Origin of the sequence: Qipengyuania psychrotolerans, from assembly GCF_019711355.1 — a bacterium.
Taxonomy (GTDB): domain Bacteria; phylum Pseudomonadota; class Alphaproteobacteria; order Sphingomonadales; family Sphingomonadaceae; genus Qipengyuania; species Qipengyuania psychrotolerans.
The window spans coordinates 2,718,113-2,743,956 of the sequence record NZ_CP081297.1 but is presented as its reverse complement, the minus strand read 5'-3'; the positions used below and the strand labels follow the sequence as shown (position 1 = coordinate 2,743,956).

Here is a 25,844-nt window from a genome sequence, read left to right as displayed (position 1 = left end):
GGTTCGGGTTCGGGTTCGGGTTCGGGTTCGGGTTCGGGTTCGGGTTCGGGTTCGGGTTCGGGTTCGGGTTCGGGTTCGGGCGGACTGGCCCCAGCCGCGGATTTTTCCATAGCAATCGGCGCGCTCTCCACAGCCGGTTCAGCCACCGGGCCTCCATCCGGCGCCGTTTCTTTGCGTTCAGCCTCGCGCTGCATCTCCGAGGCGAGGAACAGCGCTTTTTCGCGCGCTTCTGTCAGGCGCGCGAAAGCGCTGATTTGCATCGACAGATCAATCTGTGCGCGCTTCGCATCATAGGCCGCACGGATCGCGTCCTTGTCAGGTGTCGCCGCGATGCCAAGCTCTGACCATGGCCAGCCCATCAGCACCAACCGCTCCGGATCGGCTCTAGAATGGGCCGTCCTCGGCAGCTGTTTCGGCGGCGACTTCCATTCCGATCTCGAGGTCTTCCTCGCTCAAGCCAGTCAGGGCCACCAAGCGCGCTTTTTCCGATGCGGACAATGTCTCGAACGTCTTTCTGGCAGGCAAGTCCGCCATCGCGACTTTCATCTGTTCACCTATCGCGGCAAACTGCTCCATCATCGAGGGCAACGTGGACATTGCCGCGCCCATCACTCGCGGGTCATTGGCAAGTTCGTACGATTTGCTGGCGAATGATGCGCCGGTTTCGGTCGAGAAGAATGCATTGAGGTCAGTCAGTTCTGCATCGGTAAACGTCACAGCATATGCCTCGCTCATGCCCTTGCGCATGGCTGGCTCCATCGCCTCCATCACCTCGCCTATCGCCGATTGCATAAGCGCCATCTCGCGCTTCTGACGTTCCTGCCAGTTCGGATCGACGATTGCGGCGACCTCCTTCACCTTTTCTTCGGAGATCTCGAGTTCGGATTCTTCATAACCGATATGATCGACAAGATTGGGGCCGGCCGCGGCTGCCATGTCCATAAATGGGCCCATTAGCCCGCCAAAGGTGGAATCCATCACCTTCTTCATGGAACCCGGAGGCAACATTTTCGCGACGACCGTTTCTGCGAGGGGAAGCCGCGCCTCTTCTTCGGGAGTAAGCGGCTCGGCTGCGAACGCTTCCATCAACGTCGCCATCGCCTGCGCATCTTCCGCGCTGTCTTTCTGGGCCGATACCGGCTGCGCAGCCAGAACCAGCGGCGCGCCTAGCGCCAACATCCATTTCTTCATAATACGACCCTCCAACTTCGAATTCAGTGTCCTACGCTTTCACCGCGTTCCAGACTGGACAGCCTGAGCTGTTCATCGATCTGGGCTACCAGGCGCTTCAAACCTTCCTCGGTGTCGCTTTCCGCGCGCGCAACCAGCACATCCTGCGTGTTCGAGGCGCGCAGCAGCCACCAGCCGTCCGGCGTATTGACCCGAACCCCGTCCGTGCCGTTCACTTCGTACGGACTGTCAGCGAGACGCTTCTCGACCTCTGCGATGGCTGCAAACTTGCGGCTCTCGTCGACCTGAAAGCGCAGCTCCGGCGTATTGATCATCTGCGGCATATCGCTGCGCAGCTGCGTGACTGACCGCCCCAGGCGCGCCGATGCCGCGATCAGGCGAACGCCGGCATAGAGCGCATCGTCGAATCCATAATATTCGTCTGCAAAGAATACGTGACCGCTCATTTCACCGGCCAGCGGCGAACCAGTTTCCTTCATTTTGGACTTGATTAGCGAATGGCCTGTCTTCCACATCAGGGGCTGTCCGCCGCACGCGGCGACATGATCGAAAAGGGCACGGCTGGCCTTCACATCGGCGATAATCGTGGCGCCCGGCATCGTCTTGAGCAGGTCCTCGGCATAGATCATCAGCAGCTGATCGCCCCAGATCACCCGGCCTTCACCGTCGATCGCACCGATCCGGTCTCCGTCACCGTCGAAAGCCACTCCGAAATCGAGGGTTTTTGCGGAGACGAGGTTTTTCAAATCGGCAAGGTTTTCCTCGACAGTAGGGTCAGGATGATGATTGGGGAAATTTCCATCGACTTCGGTAAACAGGACGTGATGTTCGCCAGGCAGCCTGGCGACCAGCTTTTCGAGCGCAGGGCCTGCAGCGCCATTTCCGGCGTCCCAGCCCACGCGGATCCCTTCGAGGAGCTCGGCATCGATCCCGCCGAGCGCGGTTACGATCCGGCCGATGTATTCGTCCATGATGTCACGTTCATCGACCTCTCCGGCGCCATCCGCCCACTCGCCCGCAGCGGAAAGACGTCCCAATTCCTGGATGTCAGCGCCGAAAAACGGGCGGCCCTGGAATACCATCTTGAAGCCGTTGTAATTGGGGGGATTGTGGCTGCCGGTTATCTGGATGCCGCCATCCACATCGCGGTCACTTGCTTCGGCATAATATAGCATCGGCGTCGCGCTCATCCCAACGCGCAGCACATCGCAACCTGCCGCCGTCAGCCCTTCGACCAGCGCATGTTCGAGCATGGGTGAACTGACCCGGCCATCATAGCCAACGGCCACCCGGCTGGCGCCTTCGGCAAGCAGCATGGAGCCGAATGTGCGACCGATCGCGCGCGCATCGTCGGCGCCCAGAGTTTCGCCGATAATGCCGCGGATATCGTATTCGCGCAGTACTGTGGGGTCGAATTCATGGCTCATCGCGGGGCTCCGGGGCTTCGTAAGGGAGTTCATTCAATAGCATATCGCGGGCGGCATTGAGTTCTTGCATCTGCGCCTTGTCGCCGCCCTTGTCGGGGTGGAGCAAAGCCGCCATCCGGCGGTGCGCATCGCGCACCTCACGGTGATCCGCACGGGCCGATACGTTCAGCAGCTTGCGAGCACGGAACAGCGCCTGTTCACGCGTGGGTTGTGCGCTCAGATAAGCCCAAGGCCATTTGCCAAGAGCCCAACGGCACAGGATTGACAGGGCGCCCACAATAAGCAGAAACTTGATCACTGGGCGGCTTCCTCTTTTGCTGGATTAGCGCCGCCGGGTAACCGAAGCGCTGCAACAAGACTGCGTAATTCCTGCCGCGCGACCAAATGACTCGTGCCCAGATCGCCAAGATGCCCCTTGTCGAGCAGAGTCAGTCCCGAAGGAAACAGTTCGCGGTAGATTACGCGTTCCGACAGACCCTTGGCAGTACGGAATCCTACGCGCTTGGACATTTCCGCCAATGCCTGTTCGATGCGCGCCATATTGCGAGCTTCGGTGTGTCCCGTGCGATTGCGCACGACGATCCAGTCCATCGGATCTCGCTGCTGTTCGATCTGCGCCCGGCCCCGCTTGATGCGGGCTTCCCAGATCAATTCCGCATAGAAGGACAGTTTCTTGACCTTGAATGTTTCGCCTTCAACCTGCCCGATCAGGTCGAAGTCGACGAAACTGTCGTTCATCGGCGTGACCAGAGTATCGGCCTGCGTCGCGGCATAGCGCGCCAAGGGGTCATCGCGGCCCGGAGTGTCGACGACGATGAAATCCGCGCCGGCGGCGTGTTCTTCGACGAAAGGTCCGAAAGCCTCTTCGTCCATATCTTCGATGGTGTGGCAACGCACAGTCGGTAATTCGATTGCCCGGCGCGCAGCGGTTTCGGCACGGTTCTCGAAATAGCGGCACATAGTGCGTTGGCGATGGTCGAGATCGAACGCGACCACATCAGCGCCGCGATAGGCCAGCGCAACGGCGATGTGGACGGCAGTGGTCGACTTGCCGGTGCCGCCCTTCTCGTTCGCAAGGGTAATCCAGTGGGGAGAGGTTTGGGACACTTGGCTGATGATACTCGCAAATGGTTGATGCAGTCCCGTACAGGGCGCTAGAGCATTGGAACCCGGTCCATATCCAAGGGGATAGATAGGTGCAAACGGCCCGTGAACTGGAAGTGTTGAGGAGCGCGGTTGCAGAACTGCGTTCTGGCGGCGGCACGATTGCGCTCGTCCCCACGATGGGGGCGCTGCATGAAGGGCACCTCACTCTTGTCAGGCAGGCGAAAGAGGCTGCGGACCATGTGGTCGCGTCCATCTTCGTCAACCCGCGCCAATTTGGCGAGGGAGAGGATCTGGATGCCTATCCGCGTCAGCTTGCCCGCGATTCCGAACTGCTCGAAACCGAAGGCACCTCGCTGCTGTGGGCGCCCCCGCCGCAAGAAGTCTACCCCGAGGGCTATGCGACCAATATTTCCGTTGCGGTGGTCAGCGAAGGCCTTTGCGGAGGGGACCGGCCCGGCCATTTCGATGGTGTCGCCACCGTCGTGTGCAAACTGTTCAACCAGGTTCTGCCCGACATGGCATTTTTCGGAGAGAAAGACTGGCAGCAACTCGCCGTCATCCGCCGAATGGCGCGTGATCTCGATCTCTCGATGCCATCGGTGGATACGATCCACGGAGTGCCGATCGTCCGCGAGGCTGACGGCCTCGCGATGAGCAGCCGCAATGCGTATCTTTCGCCCGAACAGCGCAGCAATGCCGCGGCGCTTCCAAAAGCGATGAAAGATGCGATCGCGGTCCTGGCTGGCGGCGGCGACACCCAGCGTGCACTGGGTAATTTGCGCGAGACGCTGAAGGTGTCAGGTTTTGACAGCGTGGATTATGCCGAAGTGCGCGATGCCGATAATCTGAAACCGCTATCGAGCGACAACGGGAACGCCCGACTTTTCGTAGCGGCACGTATCGGCGGGACCCGCCTGATAGATAATATGGCAATCCGCTAGGCAGGCTTGGCCGCGCATCTGCCGATTGGAGCGGGTAAGGGGAATCGAACCCCTCTAGCTAGCTTGGAAGGCTAGAGCATTACCACTATGCTATACCCGCTCATATCGGTTGGGCGGATGGGCAGATGCCACCGCGATGCTGTCTTCGTCAACAGGTCATTCGCTGGCTGGTTCGGATTCTTCGTCTGCCTCGGTCTGACCCTCGGAAATTGCTTCGATCAAAGTGGGCTTGCGCCCGTCATCTTGCAAGATCGCACCCGTTTGCACGACCAAATCCACCCGCCGATTGGCAGCGCGCCCCGATTCGTTCGGCTTGCCATCGGGAAGAGCGTTCGGCTGAACCGGATTTTGTTCGCCAAATGCGATGATTTCGATCCGCTCTGGAGAAACACCGTTTTCGACAAGGAAATCGCGCACCGCTTCGGCGCGCTCCCGAGACGCCTCGAGGTTGGAAGTGTCGCTCCCGGCTGAATCAGAGTGCCCGCGCAAGATTATTCGGCCACCGTCGGCGAATTGCGCCGATCTCAGGACCGTTGCGAGTTCCGCCCGCGCAGACTCTGTCAAATCGCTAGTCCCGTCGGGAAAACCCAGGGTCGTCTCTAACGGCGGAAGCACGGGTGCGGGCGTTTCTGTGGTGACCCCCTCGCCCTCGAAGATCGAGCGCGGACTATCTGTAGGCGTAGGCGTTGGTTCAGGCGCGGGTTCGCGGCCACACGAGGCAAGGGAGGTCACGCCCAAGCCGATGGCCAGCGCTTTCGTCAGTGTCTTCATTTTCCGGTTCATGCCGGTTCGATCCCTTGTTTCTTCCCAGGCTTCTTGCGCGCGGCGTTTTCTTCGGCGGTACGCGTCTGCGGCGGCAGGAAGCTGAGGATGGTGTCACCCGCGCGCGGTTCGGGGCGCGCGGCGTGGGTAAAGAAGCGGATTGTCCCGTCGCGGCGGGTCAGCAGCAACATGTTCGCAGCATCGGGCAAGCGTTCCCGAGCATCTTCGAAATCAAATTCATCCGACAGCTTGGTCTTGCGGAAAATCCAACCTTGGCGCTGCCGCTCCGACACGTCTTCCACGCCGAAACCGGATTCGAACAGCGCACGGCCGCGCAGGCTTTCGGGCAGCGAATGGCGATCGTCCGATTGGGCGGCTTCGCCCAGCTGGAACACCGAATCGCGGCCAATCTCGTGCGCAAATTCATTGCAGACCAGCGCGTTGTATGCCTCGTTTTCAGTTGCAGCCACCAGGTTCTGGTAGGGCGCGAGCTCCAGATTGTGCTCGGTCGCTTCGTTCAGGATTTCTCCGTGATAGAACGGAATGCCCTTCTGACGGGCAAGGGCGAGGCGTTGCCAGCTGGGGTCTACGATCAGCACCGGCGCTTTCATCTCCTGGACCTGTTCCGCAAGTGAGATGGTCCAGGGCGTGCTTCCGACGATCAGGATGCCGGGCCTTGTCGCGCCCTTCACCTTGAGGAGCTTGGCTACGATGTCGATGGTGAACCCGTGTGCCACGATGGTTACCACCACCACGGCGAAACTCAGGCCGATCAGTAGATTCCCATCCGCAAACCCGAGGTCCGACAGGCGCAAAGCGAACAGGCCCGAAATCGCCACGAGTACGATACCGCGCGGAGCGATCCAGCCAAGGAACAGGCGCTCGTTCCACGGGATGTTCGTGCCGAGCAGGCTGATCAGGATCGTCGCCGGGCGCACCACGAACAGCAGTGCCAGCAGGAACAGTGCAATCTGCCAGTTGATGTACTGGATGTCCTCTATTCTGAGCGAGGCAGACAGCAGGATAAAGATGCCGGAGACGAGGAGAACGGCTATGTTCTCCTTGAACGGATGGATCGAGCGCAGGCTCGACACGTTCATGTTGGCGAGCGCGACGCCCATCACGGTCACAGCAACGAGGCCAGCCTCGTGCTCGATCAGGTTTGAAACCACGAATACGCCGACCACGGCGGTCAGCAGTACCGGAACCTTGAGATATTCGGGCACGGCACCGCGCGGGAATGCCCACGCGATCGCGAGCGCGGCCACATAGCCGATCAGGCCGGCGAGAATCGCCGCGATGATGAGGGGAGGTACGACTTCGAATAGCGAAGCGCCGGGTTGTTCAGCAATCTTGCGGAAATACTCATACGCGATGACCGCACACAAAGCGCCGGTCGGGTCGTTGACGATCGATTCCCATTTCAGGATCGAAGCTGGCCGCGACTGGACCGAACTTTGCCGCAGGAGGGGAATGACCACGGTCGGACCGGTCACGACAAGGATGCCGCCAAACAGGATCGCCACTTCGGGAGCGAGACCGGCGATGTAAATCCCGGCCAAGGCGCCGAGCAGCCAGCCCAGTGCCACCCCGACCGTGGCCAGCCGCATGACCGCGCTGCCGGTATGTCGCAGTTCCCTGAAATCGAGGCTCAGCCCGCCTTCAAACAGGATGAGCGCAACGCCTACCGCGACCATCGGTTCGAGAAGTTCGCCAAACGCATGCTCGGGATCGAAAATCCCGAACACCGGCCCGGCGAGAAAGCCCGCGATGAGCATGAGTACGATGGCGGGCAGCCCGGTTCGCCACGCAAGCCACTGCGCGCCAATCCCAAGGATGCCTACCAAGGCTATGACTAGTGTCTGTTCCATGCCCCTCGCAAATTCAGCGGGCCTTCAGGCGAAGGCCACTCGGTCCCAATGCCCGAAATCCGAACTATATCCAAGTCTGGCAATAATTTGCAGTCAATCACCCTCGAATTGCATCAAGGCATCGACGCGCACATCGCAGCCCTCGAGGCGAGTGCCTCCACCAAGGTCGGGAAGGTCGATAACGAAAGTCGCCGTTTCGACCCGCGCGCCTGCCTTGCGCAGCAGTTCGGTCGCGGCACAGGCGGTGCCCCCGGTGGCGAGCAAATCGTCGACAATCGCCACCGTAGTGCCTGCCGCGATGCAGCCGGGGTCCATTTCCAGGCGGTCGCTACCGTATTCCAGCGCATAGTCGACGCCGATGGTCTCGATGGGAAGCTTGCCGGGCTTGCGGATCGGGATGAACGGCAGCGTTAGCGCCGATGCAACTGCCGCCCCGAAAATGAATCCGCGCGCCTCCATGCCCGCGATAGCGTCCGCACCGCTTTGCGAGACGCGGTCAGCGAGCCACGCAACGCTCGCCCTGAAGCCTTCACCATGTCCGATGAGCGTGGTGATATCACGAAACTGTATGCCCGATTTGGGGAAGTCGGGAATGGTCCGCACCAGCGACTTGAGTTCATCCGGTGTCATCTCGTCCATTCTCCCTGAAACGAAGAACGCCCCTCACATCGAATGGATGGAGGGGCGTTCGGTACTTTGTACAAGCTGGCAGGCTTTTAGCGCTTCTTGGGCTTCACCGCCGACCAGATCTGTTGCTTCGACATATAGGCAAGGATCGTGGCAAACAGGAGGAAGATCAGGACTGGCCAACCCGTCTGCTTGCGTTTCACCATGGTCGGCTCTGCGGTCCAGGCGAGGAAGGCGGCGACGTCGGTGGACATCTGTTCAATCGTCGCTTCTGTCCCGTCATCGAAAGTGACCTGGCCATCTGTCGTGAGCGGAGGTGCCATGGCGAGGTTGAGATTCGGGAAGTAAGGGTTGTGATGCAGGCCCGGTCCAGGCGCTGCTTCGGGATGTTCTGCAAGCAGTTCTGCCGAAGGTGCCTGATAGCCCATCAGCAACGACGCGACATAATTCGTGCCGTCTCCGCGCGCCTTGGTCATCAGCGAGAGATCCGGCGGGATCGCGTTGTTGTTGGCCGCAGCGGCAGCAACCGCATTGGGATAAGGCGACGGGAAATAATCCGTCGGCAAGCCGGGACGCATGGACGCTTCACCGGTATTCGGGTCGATTCCGGGAACCTGCTTGGCAGCGGCGTAGGCCTTGATCTGGCCTTCATCGTAACCGAGCTGTTCCAGATCGCGGAAAGCCACGAACTTGAGGCTGTGACAAGCTGCGCACACTTCGTCATAGACTTTCAGGCCGCGCTGAAGCTGGGCCTTGTCCCAAGTGCCGAAAGGACCGTCGAACGAATAGGCGATATCCATCGGCTTTTCGTAAGGCAGGTGCCCAGCCGGCTCTTCGGTTGCGAAGGCGTAGATGCCGACGGCAAGCGCCCAGAGTGCGGCAGCGGCGAAGCCGAGGCCGACAAGGATGGCAACCAGGCGAATGCTAAGAAGTTTGGTCATGTTCTTTCTCGTACTCGCTTAGACGGCCGGCGTCGTGTTTTCGCCGAGGACGGCCTTCTTGTCCGAGCCGAGCACGGCTTCGGTGATCGAATATGGCAACGGCTCCGGCTTCTCCACGCTGCTGACGATCGGGAGGATCACCAGGAAGTGGAGGAAGTAATAGGCCGTCGCGATCTGGCTGAGCATCACATAGGGCTCTTCAGCCGGTGCACCGCCGCAGATGAACAGAACGATCATCGCGGGGATCAGGCCAAACCAGAAGATCTTGCGGAACAGCGGACGATAGTGGCCGCTGCGAACCGGCGATTTGTCGAGCCAGGGCAGGAAGAACCACAGCAGGATCGACGCAAACATCGCGATTACGCCCATCAGCTTCGCCGGAACGAACAAGAAGTCCACCGTGAAGGCGCGCAAGATCGCGTAGAACGGCCAGAAATACCATTCAGGGACGATGTGCGCCGGGGTCGAAAGCGGGTTCGCTTCGATATAGTTGTCCGGGTGTCCGAGCGCATTCGGCAGGAAGAACACCATCGCAAAAAACAGCAGCAGTGCAACGCCCAGTCCGAAGCCGTCCTTCGCCGTGTAGTACGGGTGGAAGGGCACGGTATCGCTCTCGGTCTTGATTTCGACGCCCGTCGGGTTCGAGGAACCCGGGATGTGCAGAGCCCAGATGTGCAGGATCACAACGCCTGCAATCACGAAGGGCAGCAGGAAGTGAAGGCTGAAGAAGCGGTTCAGGGCAGCATTATCGGGAGCAAAGCCACCGAGCAGCCATACCTGGATCGGCTCGCCCACCAGCGGGATCGCACCGAACAGGCCGGTGATGACCTTCGCGCCCCAGAAGCTCATCTGGCCCCAGGGAAGGACGTAGCCCATGAAGGCAGTTGCCATCATCAGCAGGAAGATCGTGACGCCGAGCAGCCAGATCATTTCGCGCGGGGCCTTGTACGAACTGTAGAAGAAGCCGCGGAAGATGTGCAGGTAGACGACGATAAAGAAGAAGCTGGCACCGTTGGCGTGGGCATAGCGCATGAGCCAGCCCCAGTTGACGTCGCGCATGATGTGTTCGGTCGTTGCGAAAGCCACCTGTGCGTTTGCCGCATAGTGCATCGCAAGGACTACACCGGTGACGATCTGCACCACCAGGAAGAACCCGGCGAGGACGCCGAAATTCCAGAAGTAGCTGAGGTTGCGCGGGACCGGGTAACCGGCACCAACCGCGTTGTACATGAGGCGCGGAAGCGGAAGCTTCTCGTCGAGGAAACGGGTGAAACCGTTGCTCGGATTATATTCGCGTGCCCAAGGAAAGCTCATGATCTTGTCTCTCGTCTCTTAGCTCAGCCGACCTGAATGACGGTGTCCGAGGTAAACTCGTACTCCGGCACTTCGAGGTTTGTCGGTGCCGGGCCTTTGCGGATACGGCCCGCGGTATCGTAATGAGAACCGTGACAGGGGCAGAAATAGCCGCCGAATTCGCCCTTAACTTCGCCTTCTGCAGCACCAAGCGGCACACAGCCGAGGTGGGTGCAGACACCCATCGTCACGAGCATGTCGGCATGACCTTCCTTGGTACGTTCTTCCAAGGTTTCCGGGTCGCGCAGCGAACTCACCGGCGCGGCGTTTGCTGCCTGCACTTCCGCAGGTGTCAGGCGGCGCACAAACAGCGGCTGCTTGCGGAATACTGCCTTGATAGCCTGTCCCGGCTCGATCGCGGAAACATCCACTTCGGTCGAACTCGCGGCCAACACGTCTTTCGACGGAGCCATCTGGCTCACCAGGGGAAGAAGCACGGCCGCGCCGCCGACAGCGGCGGTTCCTACAGCTGCGATATCTAGGAAATCGCGGCGGCGGATACCATCATCGGTCGTGGCCACGGTTTCGTTGGAAGCGGTTGCAGTCGTATCTGCCATCAGCGCGTTGCCTTGCCTGCCTTGAATGCCGGACGCCCGAAAGCGTGCGCGGCGGAGAAGAATTGCGATCCGTTGCCGGAAAACTCCGACCGGGCAATACCCATGCTAAAAAAGCCTGTGCGAATGCCCCCGGTGTCCCGGTTTGGTCCGGGCCTCTAGCCTTATTGCGCCACCTTGCCAACCGCCATTTTGGCGACGGCTGTTCGGTTTCGTGCAACTATGGCGTGAGGCCGATTACACTGAGCTGGCGTCCGGCAGACGGCTGTCCGCGGTGCGTTGCGCGCCGGTAAGAGTGAAACCGCGCCGGTTCGCCGTATGTATCGAGGGCGAGATCGTCGATTCGGTCCACGTCGGCCTTGGCGAGCCGGTCAGCTACATAGGCTGGCAGATCGAACTGGAACCGGCCGTCCTTGCCCGGTGCGAAAAATCGTTCGTCAGCGGCTTCGAACTGGGACTTAAGGGCGCTGTCCACCTCATAGCTTTGCTGCGCAATCGTCGGCCCGATGGCCGCAACGATGCGGTCGCGGCGGGCGCCAAGGCGCTCCATTTCGCCGACCGTATTCTCCAAGATGCCGCCATGAGCGCCGCGCCAGCCGGCATGAGCTGCCGCTACGACGCCTGCTTCAGCATCGGCCAACAGGACCGGCGCGCAATCTGCCGTGACAATTCCGACCAGCAAGCCTCGTTGGTCGGTGACCAGGGCATCAGCCTGCGGCCTGTCAGCAGTAAACTCATGCAAGACGCAGACCTCGCTCGAATGGACTTGCTCCAGCAAGGCGAGCGGCGCGCCGGGGAGGATATCGTCGTGCACAAGCGCCTCTCTAGCGGAGAAACCATGCGGCACCCGCCCCAGCGCAGTCGATCGGATAATCTCAGCCAATGGAGCGGGAGACCTGTTCGTATGTATCGCGCGAAAGCTTGTCGAACGCCGCAATCCGATCGAGCTGATCGCGCATCATGGCGGCGCGGCCCGCTTCGATCCGCCGCCAGCGCCCAAGCGGGGGCACGAACCGTGCGGCAGTCTGCGAATTGATCGGATCCAGCTCGAGGATGAGGTCGCCGATCATGCGGTACCCCTCCCCTGTTTCGATGTGAAATCCGTGCGGATTGGCCGCGAAAGCCATGTAGAGCGAACGCACCCGGTTCGGATTGCGCAGCGTGAAATCAGGATGGTCCGCCAGCGCTTTCACATGCTCGACCACATTGGGGTGCAACGAAGATGCCTGCAACGCGAACCATTTGTCGATGACCAGCGCATTGCCTTCATAACGGTTGTAGAAGTCGAGCAGTTTGTTCGTCCGCTCCACACCCTCCAGGCCCGTCAGCACCATCAACGCGCCCTGGCGGTCGGTCATGTTGTCTGCGGCATCGTACTGGGCTGCTGCCATGGTCTCGGCCAATTCGGGAGAAGCGGCGGCCAGATATGTGAGCGCGACGGTCTTTACCTTGCGCGCGCCCTTCGCCTGCGCGTCCATCGAGAAAGGCACGTCGCTGACGCGGCTGTGCAGTTGCACCAGCTCATCATGCAATGAGGTGCCGATCGCCGCTTTCAGCGATTCGCGTTCGGCATGGATGCGGCCCGGATCAGCCAGTTCGAGCTGTTCACCGATATAGGACTGGCTCGGCATCAACAGCAATTCGCCGCGCATCAGGTCCTCAAGGCTGCCGTCGGCGATAACCGCGCTCAGCGCAGTGGCGATATCCGCCCGTGCAGAAACCCGCTCGTCATCGCCGAGATCGCCCGACGCAGAGGCGACCAGGTGTCCGGTGATCAAATCCTGCATCGCTTCGTAACGCGCAAACGGATCATCATCCTTGGCAGCAAGGAACAGCAGCTCGTCACGATCGATGTCGCGCTGGATCGTGACGGGGGCTGAAAAGCCGCGATTGATCGAAAGGACGGGCTTTTTGTCGAAGCCTGCGAAACGGTGCTCAGCCGTATCGCTATCGAGGATGAGCAATTGTTCGCCAGAATTCTTGCCGGTCTCGCGGTCGAACAACGCGATTTTCAGCGGAATTGGCATGGGTTTCTTGTTCGGCTGGCCCGGAGTGGACGGCACTTGCTGCCCAAGCCGCAGGACCGCTTCACCATTATCATGCGAGAGATCGGCCGTGACTTTCGGTGTTCCAGCCTGCGAATACCACAGACGGAATTGCTTCAGATCAAGCCCGGCGCCGTCTTCGATCGAGGTGATGAAATCTTCGCAGGTTGCCGCTTCGCCGTCATGCCGGTCGAAATAGGTATCGGTGCCTTTCCGAAACGCTTCCTCGCCCGCCATCGTGCGCATCATGCGAATAACTTCGGCGCCCTTGTTGTAGACGGTCGAGGTATAGAAATTGCTGATCTCGCGGTAGCTGTCTGGGCGAATGGGATGTGCCAGCGGGCCGGAATCTTCCGGGAACTGCACCCCGCGCAAAACGCGGACGTCTTCGATCCGCTTCACCGGTTCGCTGTGCATGTCCTGGCTGAAAAGCTGGTCGCGCAGGACGGTGAAGCCTTCCTTGAGCGAAAGCTGAAACCAGTCACGGCAAGTAATCCGGTTGCCCGACCAATTGTGGAAATATTCGTGGCCGATCACGCCCTCTACAGCGTCAAAATCGCCATCCGTGGCGGTTTCAGGGTCGGCCAGCACGTATTTCGTGTTAAAGACGTTGAGGCCCTTGTTCTCCATCGCGCCCATGTTGAAATCGGACACGGCGACGATGTTGAAAAGGTCGAGATCGTATTCGCGCCCGAACGTCTCTTCATCCCATTTCATGGAGCGTTTGAGGCTTTCCATCGCGTGTTCGGTGCGGTCCAGATCGCCTTCGCGCACCCAGACATTCAACTCGACTTCGCGTCCATTCATGGTGGTGAAGCTGTCGGTGCGGGCGAGCAGATCGCCGGCCACCAGGGCAAACAGGTATGACGGCTTGGGCCATGGATCGTGCCATTCAGCCCAGTGGTCATCGCCGTCCTCGCCCTCATCAACGCGGTTGCCGTTGCACATCAGGATCGGGAACTGTGCCTTGGCGCCGCTCAGCCTGACCGTGAAGACGCTGAGCACATCGGGACGATCGGGGAAGAAGGTGATCCGCCGGAACCCTTCGGATTCGCACTGGGTGCACAGCATTCCATTCGAGGCGAACAAGCCCATGAGCTGCGAGTTGGCGGAAGGGTCAATCTCGGTCTCGATGGCAATTTCGTGCGCTTCGCCGGGCAGAGTCAGGATCAGATCGCTGCCATCCATCGTGAATGCCTGGGCCGGTTCGCCGTCGACCATCACGCTGGTGGCCTCGATCCCATCGCCGTTGAGGCGAATGGTCGGTGAATGGTCAGCCTTGGCATTGCGGGCAACTGTCAGCTTGGAGCGGACACGCGTACTTTCAAGCCCAAGCTCGAACTCCAGACGGGTTTCAGGCACCAGCCACGGGAACGGGCGGTAATCCTCGCGCCGGATTTCAGGTGGACTATGCGGCTCGCCTGCGGCGTCTGCCATCTCGATATTGCCATCGGGGTTCGAAGGAGTTCGCGCGATATCCATGTTTAATCCTGTGCTTTGGTAGGCTTTGAGCTAGAACGCGCCGATGGCCCGATTGTTCATCTTTGGTCTCGGCTACACGGCAGGGCGGATTGCGCAAGCGCTGCGCGGAGCTGGATGGCTTGTGGACGCGACCGGAAGCTCCGGCAATATTTCCTTCGATGATGAGGACGCGGTTCGCGGCGCGATTGCCGGTGCATCGCATACCCTCAGCTCGGTCCCGCCTGCAGACGGCAGCGATCCTGTAATCGACAAATACGTCGAACTGCTGGGCGGCAAATGGCTGGGCTACCTTTCCTCCACCGGCGTTTACGGTGACGTGGACGGGGCCTGGGTCGATGAAGCGTCTCCCACTGGCGGCGGCAGGCGCACGGCGAGGGCAGATTGCGACGCTCGGTGGATGGAGATGGGCGCGCGGGTCTTCCGCCTGCCCGGCATCTACGGTCCGGGACGCAGCGCGTTCGACAGGGTGCGGGAAGGCAAGGCCCACCGCATCGACTTGCCGGGACAGGTATTCAGCCGCATTCATGTCGATGACATCGTGTCGGGCGTGGTCGCTGCAATTGAAGGCGGCGCCCCGTCAGGTGCCTACAATCTGTCGGACGATCTTCCCACAAGCCAGAATACCGTAATCGAAGAAGCCTGCCGGTTGCTCGGCGTTGATCCGCCTCCGCTCAAGACCATCGATGAGGCCGATCTTTCGCCCATGGCGCGCGGGTTTTATGCCGAGAACAGGCGGGTTGCGAACATCAAGGCGAAACGCGTGCTTGGCTGGAAGCCTGCCTACCCGACCTACCGCGAAGGGCTGGCTGCCATCATGGCTCCGGCGTAGCGCGCCGCGGCGGCGAGGATGCCCGCCCCTTCAGCGCCACCACCATGCCGCCCAGAACCAGCACGGCGCCAATCGCCGGAAGCGGGCCCCAGATGAAGCCTTCGAACAGGGTCGAAAGGATCATCGCGACGACCGGCACGATCACGCTTGAATAGGCAGCCTGTCCTGCCCCGACCTTGCGCACCAAACCGTAATAGAGCGGGAAAGTGACGACCGAACCAAACAGGCCGAGATAGATCACGCCGAGCGCATAGGAGGGCCGCGAATCGAATTGCGGCGGGCCAGCGGTCACCAGTGCCAGCGCCAGGTTGATGAACACGCCCCACAGCATGGCCCATGCGAGCAAGGTGATGAACGGCTGTCGTTTGGCGCCTTCCATGGCCTGGGCGATATTGGCACCGCTGGCAGAAAGAATCCCGCCGATCGTCAGCATGGCCCCGATCACGACCTCTTGCAGAGTCGCCGGAGAAGCACGGTATTCTTGCAGGAACAGCAAGGCCACTCCGACTGCCGCGATGCTCGATCCCAGGACGAATGCACCGGTAATGCGCTGGCCGAGCAGGAATTTCCCAAGCAGTGCGTTGGGCACGACGAGCAAGGCGAACATCACCGCGACCAGCCCGGAGGTAATGAAGTGTTCGGCGTTATAGACGAACGTGAAGTTGAGCGTGAATTGCAGCACGCCAAGGATTGCGGCCCACTTCTGCCCTTCGCGGCTCAGGCTTAGCGGTTCGCGGCGAATAGCCGCCAATGCGAACATGCCAGCCGCGGCAACCATGAACCGGTAAGTGATCGACCACTGCGCCGGGACTGCCGAGATCTGATCGCGGATAACCAGCCACGTGCCGCCCCAGATTACGCTCACCAGCAAAAAGGCCGCCAGATTGCGCGGTGTCAGCAGGCTTTCGGAACCGGCAGACGCGCTCACAGGCCGGAAATCGCAGCAGACAAGGCGCGTGCATCTGCCTCTTGCGTATTCCACGCCGTTACGAACCGGGCAGCGTCATCACCCCAATCGTAAAAGGCGAAGTCTTGGGCACGAAGAGCCTCGCGCTCTTGCGCAGTGCAGCGAACGAACAGTTCGTTGGCCTGGACTGGGTGCATCAGGCGCTCTGCACAGGCGCCGGCCACTTCCTGCGCCGCCGCATTGGCTGCACGCGCATTGTTCAGCCAGATATCTCCGTCCAGCATCGCATGCAGCTGGGCGGCAAGGTACCTGCCCTTGCTCTGCAAATGGCCTGCCCGCTTACGGCGATACCGGGCAACATCGGCCATCTGCGAGTCAAAGAAGACGATCGCTTCAGCCGTCATTCCGCCGTTCTTGACGAAGCCGAAGCTCAGCGCATCGACGTCGCCCGCGACCTCGCCGGCAGGCCGGTCCAGAAACGCGGCAGCATTGGCGAAACGCGCACCGTCCATATGGAGGGCAAGGCCCCGCTCTTTGGCGAGGCCGGCAATGGCAGCGATGTCTTCGGGCTGGTAGACACAGCCATATTCGCTGGCCTGCGTAATTGAGATTGCGTGCGGCTGGACCTGGTGCACATCGTCGCGGATCGGGTCGATCACAGCGCGAATGTCGCCGGGCGTCAATTTGGCGCTTTTGCCATCTGCCAGCAGTAGCTTTGCACCATGAAGATAGAACCCCGGCGCGCCGCCTTCGTCCATTTCGATGTGCGCTTCTTCATGACAGACCACTGCGCCATGCGGCTGCACCATAGACGCCAGCGCCAGGCAATTTGCCGCCGTGCCCGTGGCGACCCACAACACTTCGCACTCACGCCCGAACAGAGCGCCAAACTTCTCGTTCAGTGCAGCGCTTTGCGCATCACCGTCATAGGGCGCATCGGCATCGTCGGCCGCGCGCATCGCGTCCCATACGGCGGGGTGCACACTGGCGGCATTGTCGGACAGGAACTGGGCTTGCTTGCTCATATTGGAACGCCACTAGCGCGCGCGGCGTTGCTTGCACAGAAAGGAAATTTGCGTGAGCGATACGATTGAAATTCAGCACGAGGGCGATGAAACCCAAGGCCGTTACTTTACTGGCGTCGAGGGAGCCGAGCGTGAGGCCGAACTGACGTGGCGTAAGAATGGCAACGTCCGCCATGCCACGCATACTTTTGTCCCGGCCGAAGCGCGCGGGAAAGGCGTCGCGGCCAAGCTGGTCAAGGCCATGATCGCCGATGCGCGCGAGGACGGTTTCAAGATCGCGCCGGACTGCTCTTACGTGGAAAGCTATTTCCGCCGTAATCCCGATTTGTCAGGCCTGCGAGCCTAGGCGGCCTGAGCTTCTGCTCCCGGCTCCAGCAGATCGGAAAAATCGGTTCCGCTGATGCTATCCAAAATTTGGACGCGCCAGAGCCGGGCGGTTTCAAGGGGCATTCCGTGAATACGCAGATTACCGCCAGCTAGGCCGAACAGCAGACTTGCATAGCCGCGCCTGCGCGCAATGGGTCCTTGCAGGATCTCGGCCGATTGCAGCTTCACCCGCGAACCGATGGCAAGGCTGGGTGAAAACCAGCCGTGGCGGCTGTAGACCTGCTTCGCGTCGATGGCATGCCGGTCATGCCGCCAGCGCCACCAGTGATGCAGGATAGCTGCACCAAGAAGGCCTGCCGGGATCAGCCACTGGATGGAATCGGCGATGAAGATCGTGAGCACGGTCGCAGGCAGCAGCAGCGCGCTTGCCAGTAACATCTTGTCCAGCCGGTAACGGTCCATTGCGCGGTGCCATTGCGTGTTTTCGGGAGGTAATTCAAAGCCTGTCTCGGCGACGATGGGCGCAATCTCGTCCATTTGCGCAAAGGGCGCGGCTTCGTGATTTGCTGCCCCGCTGTCGCTCGCCAGGCTGATGACCTTGAGGCCGTACCAACCGAACAGGCGCCGCAGGAAACCGGTTTCCAGGCGCAGCGCCTGAACACGGTGGACCGGCATCACCAGATCGGTGCGCGTCAGCAGCCCGCGGCGCCTGCGCAGCCCCTTGTCGGTCCGGTCCAGCCGGAAGCCCCATTCCCTCAGGGCAGTGCGAACGATACCTGTTGCAAAGCCAAGCACTGCCAACGTTGCCAGCGCGAAAATTATGCCAATAGCCTGCGCCAGCGGCCCAAGCCCGGCCAATTGCTGTCCCGGTCCGGTCAGCCGTTCCTGCCATCCATCGATGTCCCACAGCTCGAAGGGCAACAAGAACTCGAACTGCTGGGCCAGACCGCCGATGACGGCCACGACCGCCAGCGAGAATTCGAAAATTCCAAAGGTGAATACCCGCTTTTCGTCCATGGCAAAAAGCGGCGGCGCATCGTCTGTCTCCTGCACCTGCGTTGCCGCGACCTCTCCGGCAGGGACGGTGCCTTCACGCCGCTCGCGCACGAGTTCGCGCAGCCGTTCCCCCTCGGCCTCGGTCAGATAGGCGAGCGTGAGGTCTTCCTTGCCGCCAGCACCCGTCTCGAACCGCACTTCCACGAGGCCGAACAGGCGCGGGACCAGCTTCTGTTCGAGGCTTACGTCCTGGACGCGTTCGTAAGGGACCGACCTTGCCGCGCGCGACAGGAGACCCTTCTCGACCCGGATATCAGCGTCGCCGGTCGCATAGGTGAACCGGGTCCACTGAAGGTATTTCCCGCCGATGTTCACGGCAATGAGCAGCGCCAGAACCGGTACGATAAAGGCCATCTTGTCCGCTTCGTCGCGGGTGAAGATGAAGATCGCAATCGCCGCAGGCACGAAGCTGATGATGTAGCTGGCCGCCTGGACCACCACGGTCCGCGGATCAGTGCGCCTGGCTTCGCGCGAGCTTTCGCTCATTGCGTGTCGCGCCTGATTGCCGCGCGGATTTCCTCGCGCATGGCCATCGCATCCTCATGCGCCAATCCGGGCAACGACACGGAGGAATTGTGGCTCCCTGCCGTATGCACGGTCAGCGTGGCGAGATGGAACGCGCGCTCCAGCGGTCCCTGATCGACATCGATGTGCTGGACGCGCCCGAACGGGACCACGGTATCGGACCGGAACAGGACGCCCCGCACCACGCGCAGCCGCTCTTCGGCAAGCGTATACCCGCGCGTCGCATAGCGGCGCATCGGCAGCCACACGACGAGGTACAGGATAAACAGCGCTGCCGGGACCCAGAACACGCCGGTCCACCCCGGGATGACCAGTTCGGCTGCGCTCGCTGCGCTAAGCACACCAAGCGCAGCGACGGCCGCAACCAGCCGCATCATTGTCTTGTAGCGCGGGTCGAGCTGGGTAAGTTCGGCTGTATCGTCCATGGCGTCCTGCCTATGCAATACAGCCTTGGCGATCAACGCCTTTGATCAAACCTGCGCCCGACGATTGCCGCGGCGATATTGGTTTTCTGCACGTCGGTGGTTCCGCCAGCGATACCCCACGCAAAACCGTCGCGGACGCGCTGCTCCATGCCGTATTCCTTGTGATAGCCATAGCCGCCCATCACCTGCATCCCGTTCGCCGTAACCGACCGCACGATTTCATTGGCAAAGCATTTCGCAGTCGAGCTTTCGTAAACGCTCGGTAGCCCGCCTTCGAGATGTTCGGCATTGGCCGCAGCGCGGTAGATCAGGAGCCGCGCCGCCTCCACCTGCATCGCCATTTCCGCCAGCCGCATCTGGACCGCCTGGAAGTCGACGATCGGTTTGCCGAAAGCCTTGCGCTCCTGCACATACTCCGTGGCCTGCTCCAGCGCGCCAGCTGCGAGGCCGAGTGATTGCGTGGCATTGCCGCAGCGCTCCAGTCCGAAGGCGCTCATCAGCTTGCCGAAGCCGCCAGCCGGCACGATTTCATTGCCCTTGGGGACTTTCACCCCGTCAAACGCGATGTCGCGGGTGTCGATACCGCGAAAACCCATCAGGCTTTCACGCTTGCCGAAACTCACCCCGTCCATTTCCTTGTCGACCAGCAATGCGCCGATGCCCTTCGCACCCGGCGCATCGGACAGGCGCGTATAGACAACATAGTAGCGCGCGTGGCCCGCACCTGAGGTCCAGCGCTTGGCGCCGTCGAGGATGTAATGATCGCCATGCTGCTGAGCACGCGTGGTGAGATCGGTGAGCGCAGTTCCGGCGTCCGGTTCCGACATGGAGACCGCCACCGTCGCTTCGCCCGAAATGACTTGAGGCAGGATCTGCTGCTTGAGCGAACCCGAGGCAAACCGCTCCACCGTGCGTACCGGCCCGACCAGCGCCTCGAAAATCGGGAAAGCGACCGCATTCGAAATCATCGCGAACTGTTCGAGCACCAGCAGCGCTTCGACATGGCCCAGGCCCAGGCCGCCGTACTCTTCCGGCAGATTGACGCCGAGGAACCCCATCTCTCCGTATCGCCGCACCATATCGGCGGGAACGGGGAAGTCCTTCTCCTCCATCTCCCGCGCCAGATCCGGCAGTTCCTTGCGCGAGAAAGTCCGCGCGGCATCCTGAAGCTCGCGCTGCTGATCGGTCAGGCGGAAATCCATCGGTGCATACTCCCCGTTTGCTCGCAAAGCGCTGCACGAAGCAGGCACAGCACGCAAGTCGCTTGGTCGCGTCAGCCAAAGGCCGAACGGCCGCCGCGGCGAAGGCCGCGCACCGCGCGCCTGAGGGTCCAAAACAAAAACGGGAAAATGGTGCCACGAGAGAGAATTGAACTCTCGGCCTCACCCTTACCAAGGGTGCGCTCTACCACTGAGCTACCGCGGCACATAACCTGCGCAAGAATGCTTGCGAGGTGGAGGCGCGCGCTATTGTCACCGGCGCCGCGAAAGTCAACCTTCGCTTGCAGCGTGATGCAAAATTCGCAAAAGATTGCGCCATGAACAGTCCCGACGACAAGATGACCCGTGAAGAACGCCTTGCCGCGAAACTTCGTGAGAACCTGCGCCGCCGCAAGTCGCAGGCCAGGGGGCTCCAGAGTGAAATCCGCGAATCGGACGGCGATGCCCTTCCCAATCAGGGCGATGCCAGCTAACGCGCCTTGCTCCTGAGGGGATGAACGGAGCGACGATGTCCAAGCTTATTCTTGTTCGCCACGGCCAGAGCGAGTGGAACCTCGCCAACCGTTTCACCGGCTGGTGGGATGTCGACCTGACCGAAAAGGGCGAAGCAGAAGCGCGCGAGGCGGGCGAACTGATGAAAGCCAAGGGCGTTCTGCCCACGGTCGCCTTCACCAGTGTCCAGAAACGCGCAATAAGGACAATGAACATCGCGCTTGATGCTTGCGACCGCTCGTGGATTCCGGTGACCCGCGACTGGCATTTGAACGAACGCCATTATGGCGGCCTGACCGGTCTCGACAAACAGGAAACGCGCGAGCGCCACGGGGACGAGCAAGTCCATATCTGGCGCCGCAGCTTCGACGTGCCGCCGCCCGAACTTGAACCGGGTAGCGAATTCGACCTGTCGAACGACCCGCGTTACGCGGGGATCGACGTGCCGCGCACCGAAAGCCTCAAACTCACCATCGAACGCGTGCTGCCCTATTGGGAAGAAGCGATCCTGCCGCAGCTGGCCAAGGGAGAGAATGTCATCATCTCTGCCCACGGCAACAGCTTGCGCGCACTGGTGAAGCACCTGTCGAACATCTCCGACGACGAGATCACCGGGCTGGAAATCCCGACCGGACAGCCGATTATCTACGATTTCGACGGGACGAAGGTCGCCGGCGAACGATATTACCTGAAGGATAGCTGATCATGGGGGCAAAGGTCGCGATCGTCATGGGGAGCCAGTCCGACTGGAAGACCATGACCTGCGCCGCTGAGGTGCTGGACGAACTGGGCGTCGAAACCGATGTGCGCATCGTGTCGGCTCACCGCACGCCGGACCGGATGTACGACTTTGCCAAGGGCGCGGCGGATGCTGGCTTCCAGGTCATCATCGCGGGTGCAGGCGGGGCAGCACACCTCCCGGGCATGATTGCCGCCCTCACCCACATTCCCGTGCTGGGCGTGCCGGTGCAATCCAAAGCGTTGTCCGGCGAAGACAGCCTGCTTTCCATTGTCCAGATGCCCGCAGGCGTACCCGTCGGCACTTTGGCCATTGGCGAAGCGGGCGCAACCAACGCCGGCCTGTTCGCCGCAGCAATGTTGGCCAACAATGACGAAGAGCTGGCCAACCGGCTCAAGGCATGGCGCCAGGCGCGCAGCGATGCCGTGGCGCAGCGGCCGCAGGACTGATGCTCAAACGCGGCTCCACGATCGGCATCCTTGGCGGAGGCCAGCTTGGCCGGATGATGGCGGTCGCCGCCGCCCAGCTCGGCTATCGCTGCATCGGATATTCGCCCGAAGGCGACAATGTCGCTGCTGCAGTGTGCGAAGATTTTTTCACCAACGAATGGGACGACAAGGAGGCGCTGGCAGCCTTTGCCGCACGCTGCGACGTGGTGACCTGGGAATTCGAGAACGTGCCGGTCGAAACCGCGCGCGCCTTTCCCGCCGACCAGATTTTCCCCGACCCAAGGGCGCTGGAAACCGCGCAGGACCGGCTCAGCGAGAAACGCTTCGTCGAAGACCTTGGCGGCAGGCCCGCAGCCTATGCGAAAGTAGACTCGCGCACTGATCTGGAAGCTGCGGCCGACCGGCTCGGCGCGCCCGGCATCCTCAAGACACGGCGTGACGGTTATGACGGCAAAGGCCAGTGGCGCATCATGTCGGGACGCGATGCAGCGGGGCTGAAAATGCCCGATGCCGCGGCAATCTACGAAGGCTTCGTTGAATTCAGGGCCGAATTTTCGGTCATCCTCGTCAGGGGGCAGAACGGTGAAGTCCGCTTCTGGGATAGCGCGCGCAACACGCATGAGGGCGGCGTCCTGGCCGCCTCGCTCCTGCCTGCTGGCAAAGTGGTCGATGCCCAGGTCGAAGAAGCCCGCAAGCTGGCCGGAAAGGTCGCGCAAGCGCTCAACTATGTTGGCGTGTTGACGCTGGAATTCTTTGCCACCCACGAAGGCCCGATCTTCAACGAGATGGCACCGCGGGTCCACAATTCGGGCCACTGGACGATCGAGGGAGCGGCCACCAGCCAGTTCGAAAACCACATCCGTGCCGTAGCCGGCCTACCGCTAGGTGACACACGCACCATCGCCGAGGCGGTCGAAATGCGTAACATCCTCGGCACCGAGATCGAAGGCGCGCATGCCTTTCTTGCCGACGCCGACACGCACCTGCACGATTACGGCAAGAGCGAAGTGCGCGAAGGCCGCAAGATGGGCCACCTCACCCGCCTGACCCGCTCATGAGCCTGTTCTGCATCTATGCCCGCGCCGCCAATGGCGCGATCGGCAAGGACGGGCAGTTGCCATGGCATTTGCCTGCCGATCTCAAGCGCTTCAAGGCGCTGACTATGGGCAAGCCGATGATCATGGGCCGCAAGACCTTCGAAAGCCTGCCTGGCCTTCTGCCCGGCCGCCGCCATATCGTGCTGACCCGCAAGCAGCGCTGGGATTCCACCGGAGCGGAAGTGGTCCGCTCTGTCGAGGAGGCTATCGCCACAGCTGGCGACGATGCTGCGGTCATTGGCGGCGCGGCGATTTTCGATGTCTTCCTGCCGCTGTCGGACCGTGTCGAACTTACGCAAATCCACCACGACTTCGAAGGCGATGTCTTCATGTCCGCGCTTGGCCCGGAATGGGAAGTTGCCGGGCGCGAGGACTTTGACGCGCAGGACCAAAAGCCGCCGTATTCCTTCCTCACCTACACCCGTATCAGAGAGGCGGTTCAGTGAGGTTTCTCGACCACCGCGAACCGCTGCCCGAAAGCCTGCGCGGTGCAATCATCGCGCTGGGCAATTTCGACGGGTTTCATCTCGGCCATCAGGCCGTCGCCAAGGAAGCGATCGACTGGGCGCGCGCCGAAGGCCGCCCCTCCATCATTGCGACTTTCGATCCGCATCCCGTGCGCCATTTCAAGCCCGATGCAGAGCCGTTTCGCCTGACGACGCTGGAGCAGCGGCAGGAGCTTTACCTTGCTGCCGGGGCTACCGCGATGCTGGTATTCCACTTCGATGGCGAACTGGCCGGAACGACGGCAGAAGACTTCGTGAAAGTCCTGCTCGCCGAGCATCTCGGCGTAGCAGGCGTCGTTACGGGCGAAGACTTCACCTTCGGCAAGGGCCGGGGCGGGAACCGCGAGGTGCTTCAGACGCTGGGCCGCGAGATCGGCATCGAGGCGCGCGCGGTTGCGCCGGTCATGGATGGCGGCGAACCCGTTTCTTCCAGCCGTGTGCGCGACGCCTTGCGCGAAGGCAACCCGCAGGAAGCCGCGCGCCTTTTGACCCGCCCGTTCGCGATTCGCGGTATCGTGGAACATGGCGATAAGCGCGGGCGAGAAATCGGGTATCCCACCGCGAACCTGTCCATCGAACAGTACCTACGCCCCAAATACGGCATCTACGCCGTCACGGGCCGTATCCTGTCGACCGGCGAGGAATTGAAAGGTGCCGCCAACATCGGCGTGCGCCCGCAATTCGAACCGCCCAAGGAATTGCTCGAGCCTTATTTTTTCGATTTTACCGGCGATCTTTACGGCCAGAAAATCGAGGTGGCCTTCCACCATTTCCTGCGCGGCGAGGCGAAATTCGATTCGCTTGACGAGCTGACCGCACAGATGGCGCGTGACTGCGAAAAGGCAAAAGACCTCCTTTCATGAAAAGCCGCCTCAAGCGAATCGCCTTCGCGGTTGCGATTGCCTTTCTCGCGCTCACCATTCTCAACGCCAGCTGGATCGCACCGGAGCCCAAGGAGCCAGTCAAGCTGATTGCACATCGCGGTCTGGCGCAGGAATTTCCGCGCGCCGGTATCGGCCGGGACACATGCACTGCGACCCTGATCGAGCAGCCGTATCACGACTATCTCGAAAATACTCTCGCGGGCGTCCAGCGCGCCTTCAAACTGGGCGTGTCGATGGCCGAAGTCGACATCGCACCCACCAGCGATGGCGAGATTGTCCTGTTCCACGACTGGACACTCGATTGCCGCACCGACGGGTCCGGCCCGGTCCGCGACAAGACGCTGGCTGAGTTGAAAGCGCTCGATATCGGCCACGGCTATACCGCTGATGGCGGCAAGATCTATCCGTTCCGCGGCAAGGGCGTGGGCCAGATGCCCGAAATCGGCGAATTGCTGAGCCAGCTTTATGGGCGCGAACGGCTCATGTTCAATTTCAAGTCGGACAATCCTGCAGAAGCTGACCTGCTGGCGGCCAAGCTGAAGGAGGCCGGACGCGATCCGGTCAGGAAACGCGATGCTTTCTATGGCCATCCGGCACCAGTCGCCCGCATCCGCGAACTCTACCCCGATGCCTGGGCGTGGAGCGTCGAGGGCGCCAGGCAGTGCAGCAGCGACTACGTGCTCTATGGCTGGACCGGTTATCTGCCGCAAAGCTGCCGCGGCGAAACGATGGTCATCCCGCTCAACCGGCAATATGCGTTCTGGGGCTGGCCCAACCGCCTGATCGACCGGATGGACAGCCACGGCGGCCATGTCATCGTCACCGGCCCGCAGGTGGACGGAGAACCCAATACCGGCCTCATTTTGCCGGAGCAATTCACCCAAGTTCCATCGAGCTTCAACGGCTATATCTGGATCGAAGACGCCTTCACCATGCAGCCCGCCCTGCGGTCAGGATATGACGACCGCACGGTGCAGGAATGGGAAGCCAGTGAAGCCGCATTGAAACGCCGCCGGGCCGCCCGCAGCGATTGATGCTTTAAAGCCCCGCCCAAATCCCCTA

General features: G+C 61.3%; 27 protein-coding genes, 2 tRNA genes and 1 pseudogene. 10 read left to right on the top strand and 20 right to left on the bottom strand.

Features of this window, described 5'->3' with window-relative positions; all coding sequences use genetic code 11:
• The 5 genes and pseudogenes from K3166_RS13400 to K3166_RS13380 form a co-directional block, all read right to left on the bottom strand.
• Positions 1-365 (bottom strand): annotated as a pseudogene (locus K3166_RS13400) (hypothetical protein); the annotation flags it as partial.
• Positions 366-384: 19 nt separating this feature from the next.
• The gene (locus tag K3166_RS13395) at positions 385-1,191 is read right to left on the bottom strand and encodes a DUF2059 domain-containing protein (RefSeq protein WP_221422678.1); all 807 of its coding nucleotides are present in this window, start codon (positions 1,189-1,191) and stop codon (positions 385-387) included.
• A 23-nt stretch (positions 1,192-1,214) separates the two neighbouring features.
• A complete protein-coding gene (gene pgmG / locus K3166_RS13390) occupies positions 1,215-2,618 on the bottom strand; it encodes a phosphoglucomutase/phosphomannomutase PgmG (protein ID WP_221422677.1) in 1,404 nt (467 codons plus the stop codon).
• On the bottom strand, positions 2,608-2,916 hold the full coding sequence (locus K3166_RS13385) for a J domain-containing protein (RefSeq protein ID WP_221422676.1): 309 nt from the start codon (positions 2,914-2,916) through the stop codon (positions 2,608-2,610). Before K3166_RS13385 ends, pgmG begins: the two co-directional genes overlap by 11 nt.
• Positions 2,913-3,725 (bottom strand): division plane positioning ATPase MipZ, encoded by an 813-nt coding sequence (locus K3166_RS13380; protein WP_221422675.1) that lies wholly within the window; start codon positions 3,723-3,725, stop codon positions 2,913-2,915. Before K3166_RS13380 ends, K3166_RS13385 begins: the two co-directional genes overlap by 4 nt.
• Positions 3,726-3,814: 89 nt before the next feature.
• On the opposite strand from K3166_RS13380, the gene panC reads away from it, so the two are divergent.
• Positions 3,815-4,666, top strand: a complete 852-nt coding sequence (gene panC / locus K3166_RS13375; RefSeq protein ID WP_221422674.1) for a pantoate--beta-alanine ligase — start codon at positions 3,815-3,817, stop codon at positions 4,664-4,666.
• Positions 4,667-4,692: 26 nt separating this feature from the next.
• Here the strand turns inward: panC and K3166_RS13370 are convergent.
• The 9 genes from K3166_RS13370 to pepN all read right to left on the bottom strand — a co-directional run bounded on the left by K3166_RS13370 (position 4,693) and on the right by pepN (position 14,301).
• A tRNA-Gly gene (locus tag K3166_RS13370) sits at positions 4,693-4,766 on the bottom strand.
• A gap of 56 nt (positions 4,767-4,822) precedes the next feature.
• The gene (locus tag K3166_RS13365) at positions 4,823-5,437 is read right to left on the bottom strand and encodes an OmpA family protein (RefSeq protein WP_247714801.1); all 615 of its coding nucleotides are present in this window, start codon (positions 5,435-5,437) and stop codon (positions 4,823-4,825) included.
• A gap of 8 nt (positions 5,438-5,445) precedes the next feature.
• The gene (locus K3166_RS13360; protein ID WP_221422672.1) at positions 5,446-7,299 is read right to left on the bottom strand and encodes a cation:proton antiporter; all 1,854 of its coding nucleotides are present in this window, start codon (positions 7,297-7,299) and stop codon (positions 5,446-5,448) included.
• 93 nt (positions 7,300-7,392) lie between these two features.
• Positions 7,393-7,929: an adenine phosphoribosyltransferase gene (locus K3166_RS13355; protein WP_221424135.1), complete on the bottom strand. Its 537-nt coding sequence runs from the start codon at positions 7,927-7,929 to the stop codon at positions 7,393-7,395.
• A gap of 86 nt (positions 7,930-8,015) precedes the next feature.
• Positions 8,016-8,867, bottom strand: coding sequence for a cytochrome c1 (locus tag K3166_RS13350; RefSeq protein WP_221422671.1), 852 nt, complete (start codon positions 8,865-8,867; stop codon positions 8,016-8,018).
• Positions 8,868-8,885: 18 nt separating this feature from the next.
• Positions 8,886-10,181, bottom strand: coding sequence for a cytochrome b (locus tag K3166_RS13345; protein WP_221422670.1), 1,296 nt, complete (start codon positions 10,179-10,181; stop codon positions 8,886-8,888).
• Positions 10,182-10,204: 23 nt separating this feature from the next.
• Positions 10,205-10,777, bottom strand: coding sequence for a ubiquinol-cytochrome c reductase iron-sulfur subunit (gene petA / locus K3166_RS13340; protein ID WP_221422669.1), 573 nt, complete (start codon positions 10,775-10,777; stop codon positions 10,205-10,207).
• Between the two features lie 217 nt (positions 10,778-10,994).
• Positions 10,995-11,657 (bottom strand): peptidoglycan editing factor PgeF, encoded by a 663-nt coding sequence (pgeF, locus tag K3166_RS13335; RefSeq protein ID WP_221422668.1) that lies wholly within the window; start codon positions 11,655-11,657, stop codon positions 10,995-10,997.
• Complete coding sequence (gene pepN / locus K3166_RS13330; protein WP_221422667.1) at positions 11,650-14,301, bottom strand: aminopeptidase N; 2,652 nt, start codon at positions 14,299-14,301, stop codon at positions 11,650-11,652. Before pepN ends, pgeF begins: the two co-directional genes overlap by 8 nt.
• Positions 14,302-14,344: 43 nt before the next feature.
• Between pepN and K3166_RS13325 the strand changes: the two genes are divergently transcribed.
• Positions 14,345-15,130, top strand: coding sequence for a Rossmann-fold NAD(P)-binding domain-containing protein (locus K3166_RS13325; RefSeq protein ID WP_221422666.1), 786 nt, complete (start codon positions 14,345-14,347; stop codon positions 15,128-15,130).
• On the opposite strand, the gene K3166_RS13320 is transcribed toward K3166_RS13325, so the two are convergent.
• Both K3166_RS13320 and K3166_RS13315 read right to left on the bottom strand, forming a co-directional pair.
• On the bottom strand, positions 15,114-16,058 hold the full coding sequence (locus K3166_RS13320) for a DMT family transporter (RefSeq protein ID WP_221422665.1): 945 nt from the start codon (positions 16,056-16,058) through the stop codon (positions 15,114-15,116). The two genes, K3166_RS13325 and K3166_RS13320, sit on opposite strands and share 17 nt — an antisense overlap.
• Positions 16,055-17,062 (bottom strand): threonine aldolase family protein, encoded by a 1,008-nt coding sequence (locus tag K3166_RS13315; RefSeq protein ID WP_221422664.1) that lies wholly within the window; start codon positions 17,060-17,062, stop codon positions 16,055-16,057. The genes K3166_RS13320 and K3166_RS13315 overlap by 4 nt, the downstream gene beginning before the upstream one ends.
• A gap of 52 nt (positions 17,063-17,114) precedes the next feature.
• Here K3166_RS13315 and K3166_RS13310 point away from each other — a divergent pair, with 52 nt between their 5' ends.
• Positions 17,115-17,408 (top strand): GNAT family N-acetyltransferase, encoded by a 294-nt coding sequence (locus K3166_RS13310; protein ID WP_247714664.1) that lies wholly within the window; start codon positions 17,115-17,117, stop codon positions 17,406-17,408.
• Here K3166_RS13310 and K3166_RS13305 read toward each other — a convergent pair.
• The 4 genes from K3166_RS13305 to K3166_RS13290 form a co-directional block, all read right to left on the bottom strand.
• Positions 17,405-18,931 (bottom strand): PH domain-containing protein, encoded by a 1,527-nt coding sequence (locus K3166_RS13305; protein WP_221422663.1) that lies wholly within the window; start codon positions 18,929-18,931, stop codon positions 17,405-17,407. The two genes, K3166_RS13310 and K3166_RS13305, sit on opposite strands and share 4 nt — an antisense overlap.
• A complete protein-coding gene (locus tag K3166_RS13300; RefSeq protein WP_221422662.1) occupies positions 18,928-19,395 on the bottom strand; it encodes a PH domain-containing protein in 468 nt (155 codons plus the stop codon). The genes K3166_RS13305 and K3166_RS13300 overlap by 4 nt, the downstream gene beginning before the upstream one ends.
• A 32-nt stretch (positions 19,396-19,427) precedes the next feature.
• Positions 19,428-20,597, bottom strand: a complete 1,170-nt coding sequence (locus K3166_RS13295) for an acyl-CoA dehydrogenase family protein (RefSeq protein ID WP_221422661.1) — start codon at positions 20,595-20,597, stop codon at positions 19,428-19,430.
• A gap of 148 nt (positions 20,598-20,745) precedes the next feature.
• A tRNA-Thr gene (locus K3166_RS13290) sits at positions 20,746-20,820 on the bottom strand.
• Between the two features lie 112 nt (positions 20,821-20,932).
• Between K3166_RS13290 and K3166_RS13285 the strand changes: the two genes are divergently transcribed.
• Genes K3166_RS13285 through K3166_RS13255 form a run of 7 tightly spaced genes read left to right on the top strand, consistent with a single transcriptional unit; the run spans position 20,933 to position 25,816 of the window.
• Positions 20,933-21,088, top strand: coding sequence for a hypothetical protein (locus K3166_RS13285; protein ID WP_221422660.1), 156 nt, complete (start codon positions 20,933-20,935; stop codon positions 21,086-21,088).
• Positions 21,089-21,123: 35 nt separating this feature from the next.
• The gene (gene gpmA / locus K3166_RS13280) at positions 21,124-21,810 is read left to right on the top strand and encodes a 2,3-diphosphoglycerate-dependent phosphoglycerate mutase (protein WP_221422659.1); all 687 of its coding nucleotides are present in this window, start codon (positions 21,124-21,126) and stop codon (positions 21,808-21,810) included.
• A 2-nt stretch (positions 21,811-21,812) separates the two neighbouring features.
• Entirely contained in the window at positions 21,813-22,295 is a 483-nt protein-coding gene (purE, locus tag K3166_RS13275; protein ID WP_221422658.1) for a 5-(carboxyamino)imidazole ribonucleotide mutase, read from the top strand.
• Positions 22,295-23,353 (top strand): 5-(carboxyamino)imidazole ribonucleotide synthase, encoded by a 1,059-nt coding sequence (locus K3166_RS13270; RefSeq protein WP_221422657.1) that lies wholly within the window; start codon positions 22,295-22,297, stop codon positions 23,351-23,353. Before purE ends, K3166_RS13270 begins: the two co-directional genes overlap by 1 nt.
• The gene (locus K3166_RS13265; RefSeq protein ID WP_221422656.1) at positions 23,350-23,838 is read left to right on the top strand and encodes a dihydrofolate reductase; all 489 of its coding nucleotides are present in this window, start codon (positions 23,350-23,352) and stop codon (positions 23,836-23,838) included. Before K3166_RS13270 ends, K3166_RS13265 begins: the two co-directional genes overlap by 4 nt.
• A complete protein-coding gene (locus tag K3166_RS13260; RefSeq protein ID WP_221422655.1) occupies positions 23,835-24,761 on the top strand; it encodes a bifunctional riboflavin kinase/FAD synthetase in 927 nt (308 codons plus the stop codon). Before K3166_RS13265 ends, K3166_RS13260 begins: the two co-directional genes overlap by 4 nt.
• Entirely contained in the window at positions 24,758-25,816 is a 1,059-nt protein-coding gene (locus tag K3166_RS13255) for a glycerophosphodiester phosphodiesterase family protein (RefSeq protein ID WP_221422654.1), read from the top strand. Before K3166_RS13260 ends, K3166_RS13255 begins: the two co-directional genes overlap by 4 nt.
• Positions 25,817-25,844 lie beyond the last annotated feature (28 nt).

Bases quoted from the DNA above. Each gene is read 5' to 3' on its own strand.
- K3166_RS13395 (WP_221422678.1), bottom strand. From the start codon at position 1,191: ATGAAGAAATGGATGTTGGCGCTAGGCGCGCCGCTGGTTCTGGCTGCG.
- pgmG (WP_221422677.1), bottom strand. From the start codon at position 2,618: ATGAGCCATGAATTCGACCCCACAGTACTGCGCGAATACGATATCCGC.
- K3166_RS13365 (WP_247714801.1), bottom strand. From the start codon at position 5,437: ATGAAGACACTGACGAAAGCGCTGGCCATCGGCTTGGGCGTGACCTCC.
- K3166_RS13360 (WP_221422672.1), bottom strand. From the start codon at position 7,299: ATGGAACAGACACTAGTCATAGCCTTGGTAGGCATCCTTGGGATTGGC.
- K3166_RS13355 (WP_221424135.1), bottom strand. From the start codon at position 7,929: ATGACACCGGATGAACTCAAGTCGCTGGTGCGGACCATTCCCGACTTC.
- K3166_RS13350 (WP_221422671.1), bottom strand. From the start codon at position 8,867: ATGACCAAACTTCTTAGCATTCGCCTGGTTGCCATCCTTGTCGGCCTC.
- K3166_RS13345 (WP_221422670.1), bottom strand. From the start codon at position 10,181: ATGAGCTTTCCTTGGGCACGCGAATATAATCCGAGCAACGGTTTCACC.
- petA (WP_221422669.1), bottom strand. From the start codon at position 10,777: ATGGCAGATACGACTGCAACCGCTTCCAACGAAACCGTGGCCACGACC.
- pepN (WP_221422667.1), bottom strand. From the start codon at position 14,301: ATGGATATCGCGCGAACTCCTTCGAACCCCGATGGCAATATCGAGATG.
- K3166_RS13325 (WP_221422666.1), top strand. From the start codon at position 14,345: ATGGCCCGATTGTTCATCTTTGGTCTCGGCTACACGGCAGGGCGGATT.
- K3166_RS13315 (WP_221422664.1), bottom strand. From the start codon at position 17,062: ATGAGCAAGCAAGCCCAGTTCCTGTCCGACAATGCCGCCAGTGTGCAC.
- K3166_RS13305 (WP_221422663.1), bottom strand. From the start codon at position 18,931: ATGAGCGAAAGCTCGCGCGAAGCCAGGCGCACTGATCCGCGGACCGTG.
- K3166_RS13300 (WP_221422662.1), bottom strand. From the start codon at position 19,395: ATGGACGATACAGCCGAACTTACCCAGCTCGACCCGCGCTACAAGACA.
- K3166_RS13295 (WP_221422661.1), bottom strand. From the start codon at position 20,597: ATGGATTTCCGCCTGACCGATCAGCAGCGCGAGCTTCAGGATGCCGCG.
- K3166_RS13285 (WP_221422660.1), top strand. From the start codon at position 20,933: ATGAACAGTCCCGACGACAAGATGACCCGTGAAGAACGCCTTGCCGCG.
- gpmA (WP_221422659.1), top strand. From the start codon at position 21,124: ATGTCCAAGCTTATTCTTGTTCGCCACGGCCAGAGCGAGTGGAACCTC.
- purE (WP_221422658.1), top strand. From the start codon at position 21,813: ATGGGGGCAAAGGTCGCGATCGTCATGGGGAGCCAGTCCGACTGGAAG.
- K3166_RS13270 (WP_221422657.1), top strand. From the start codon at position 22,295: ATGCTCAAACGCGGCTCCACGATCGGCATCCTTGGCGGAGGCCAGCTT.
- K3166_RS13265 (WP_221422656.1), top strand. From the start codon at position 23,350: ATGAGCCTGTTCTGCATCTATGCCCGCGCCGCCAATGGCGCGATCGGC.
- K3166_RS13255 (WP_221422654.1), top strand. From the start codon at position 24,758: ATGAAAAGCCGCCTCAAGCGAATCGCCTTCGCGGTTGCGATTGCCTTT.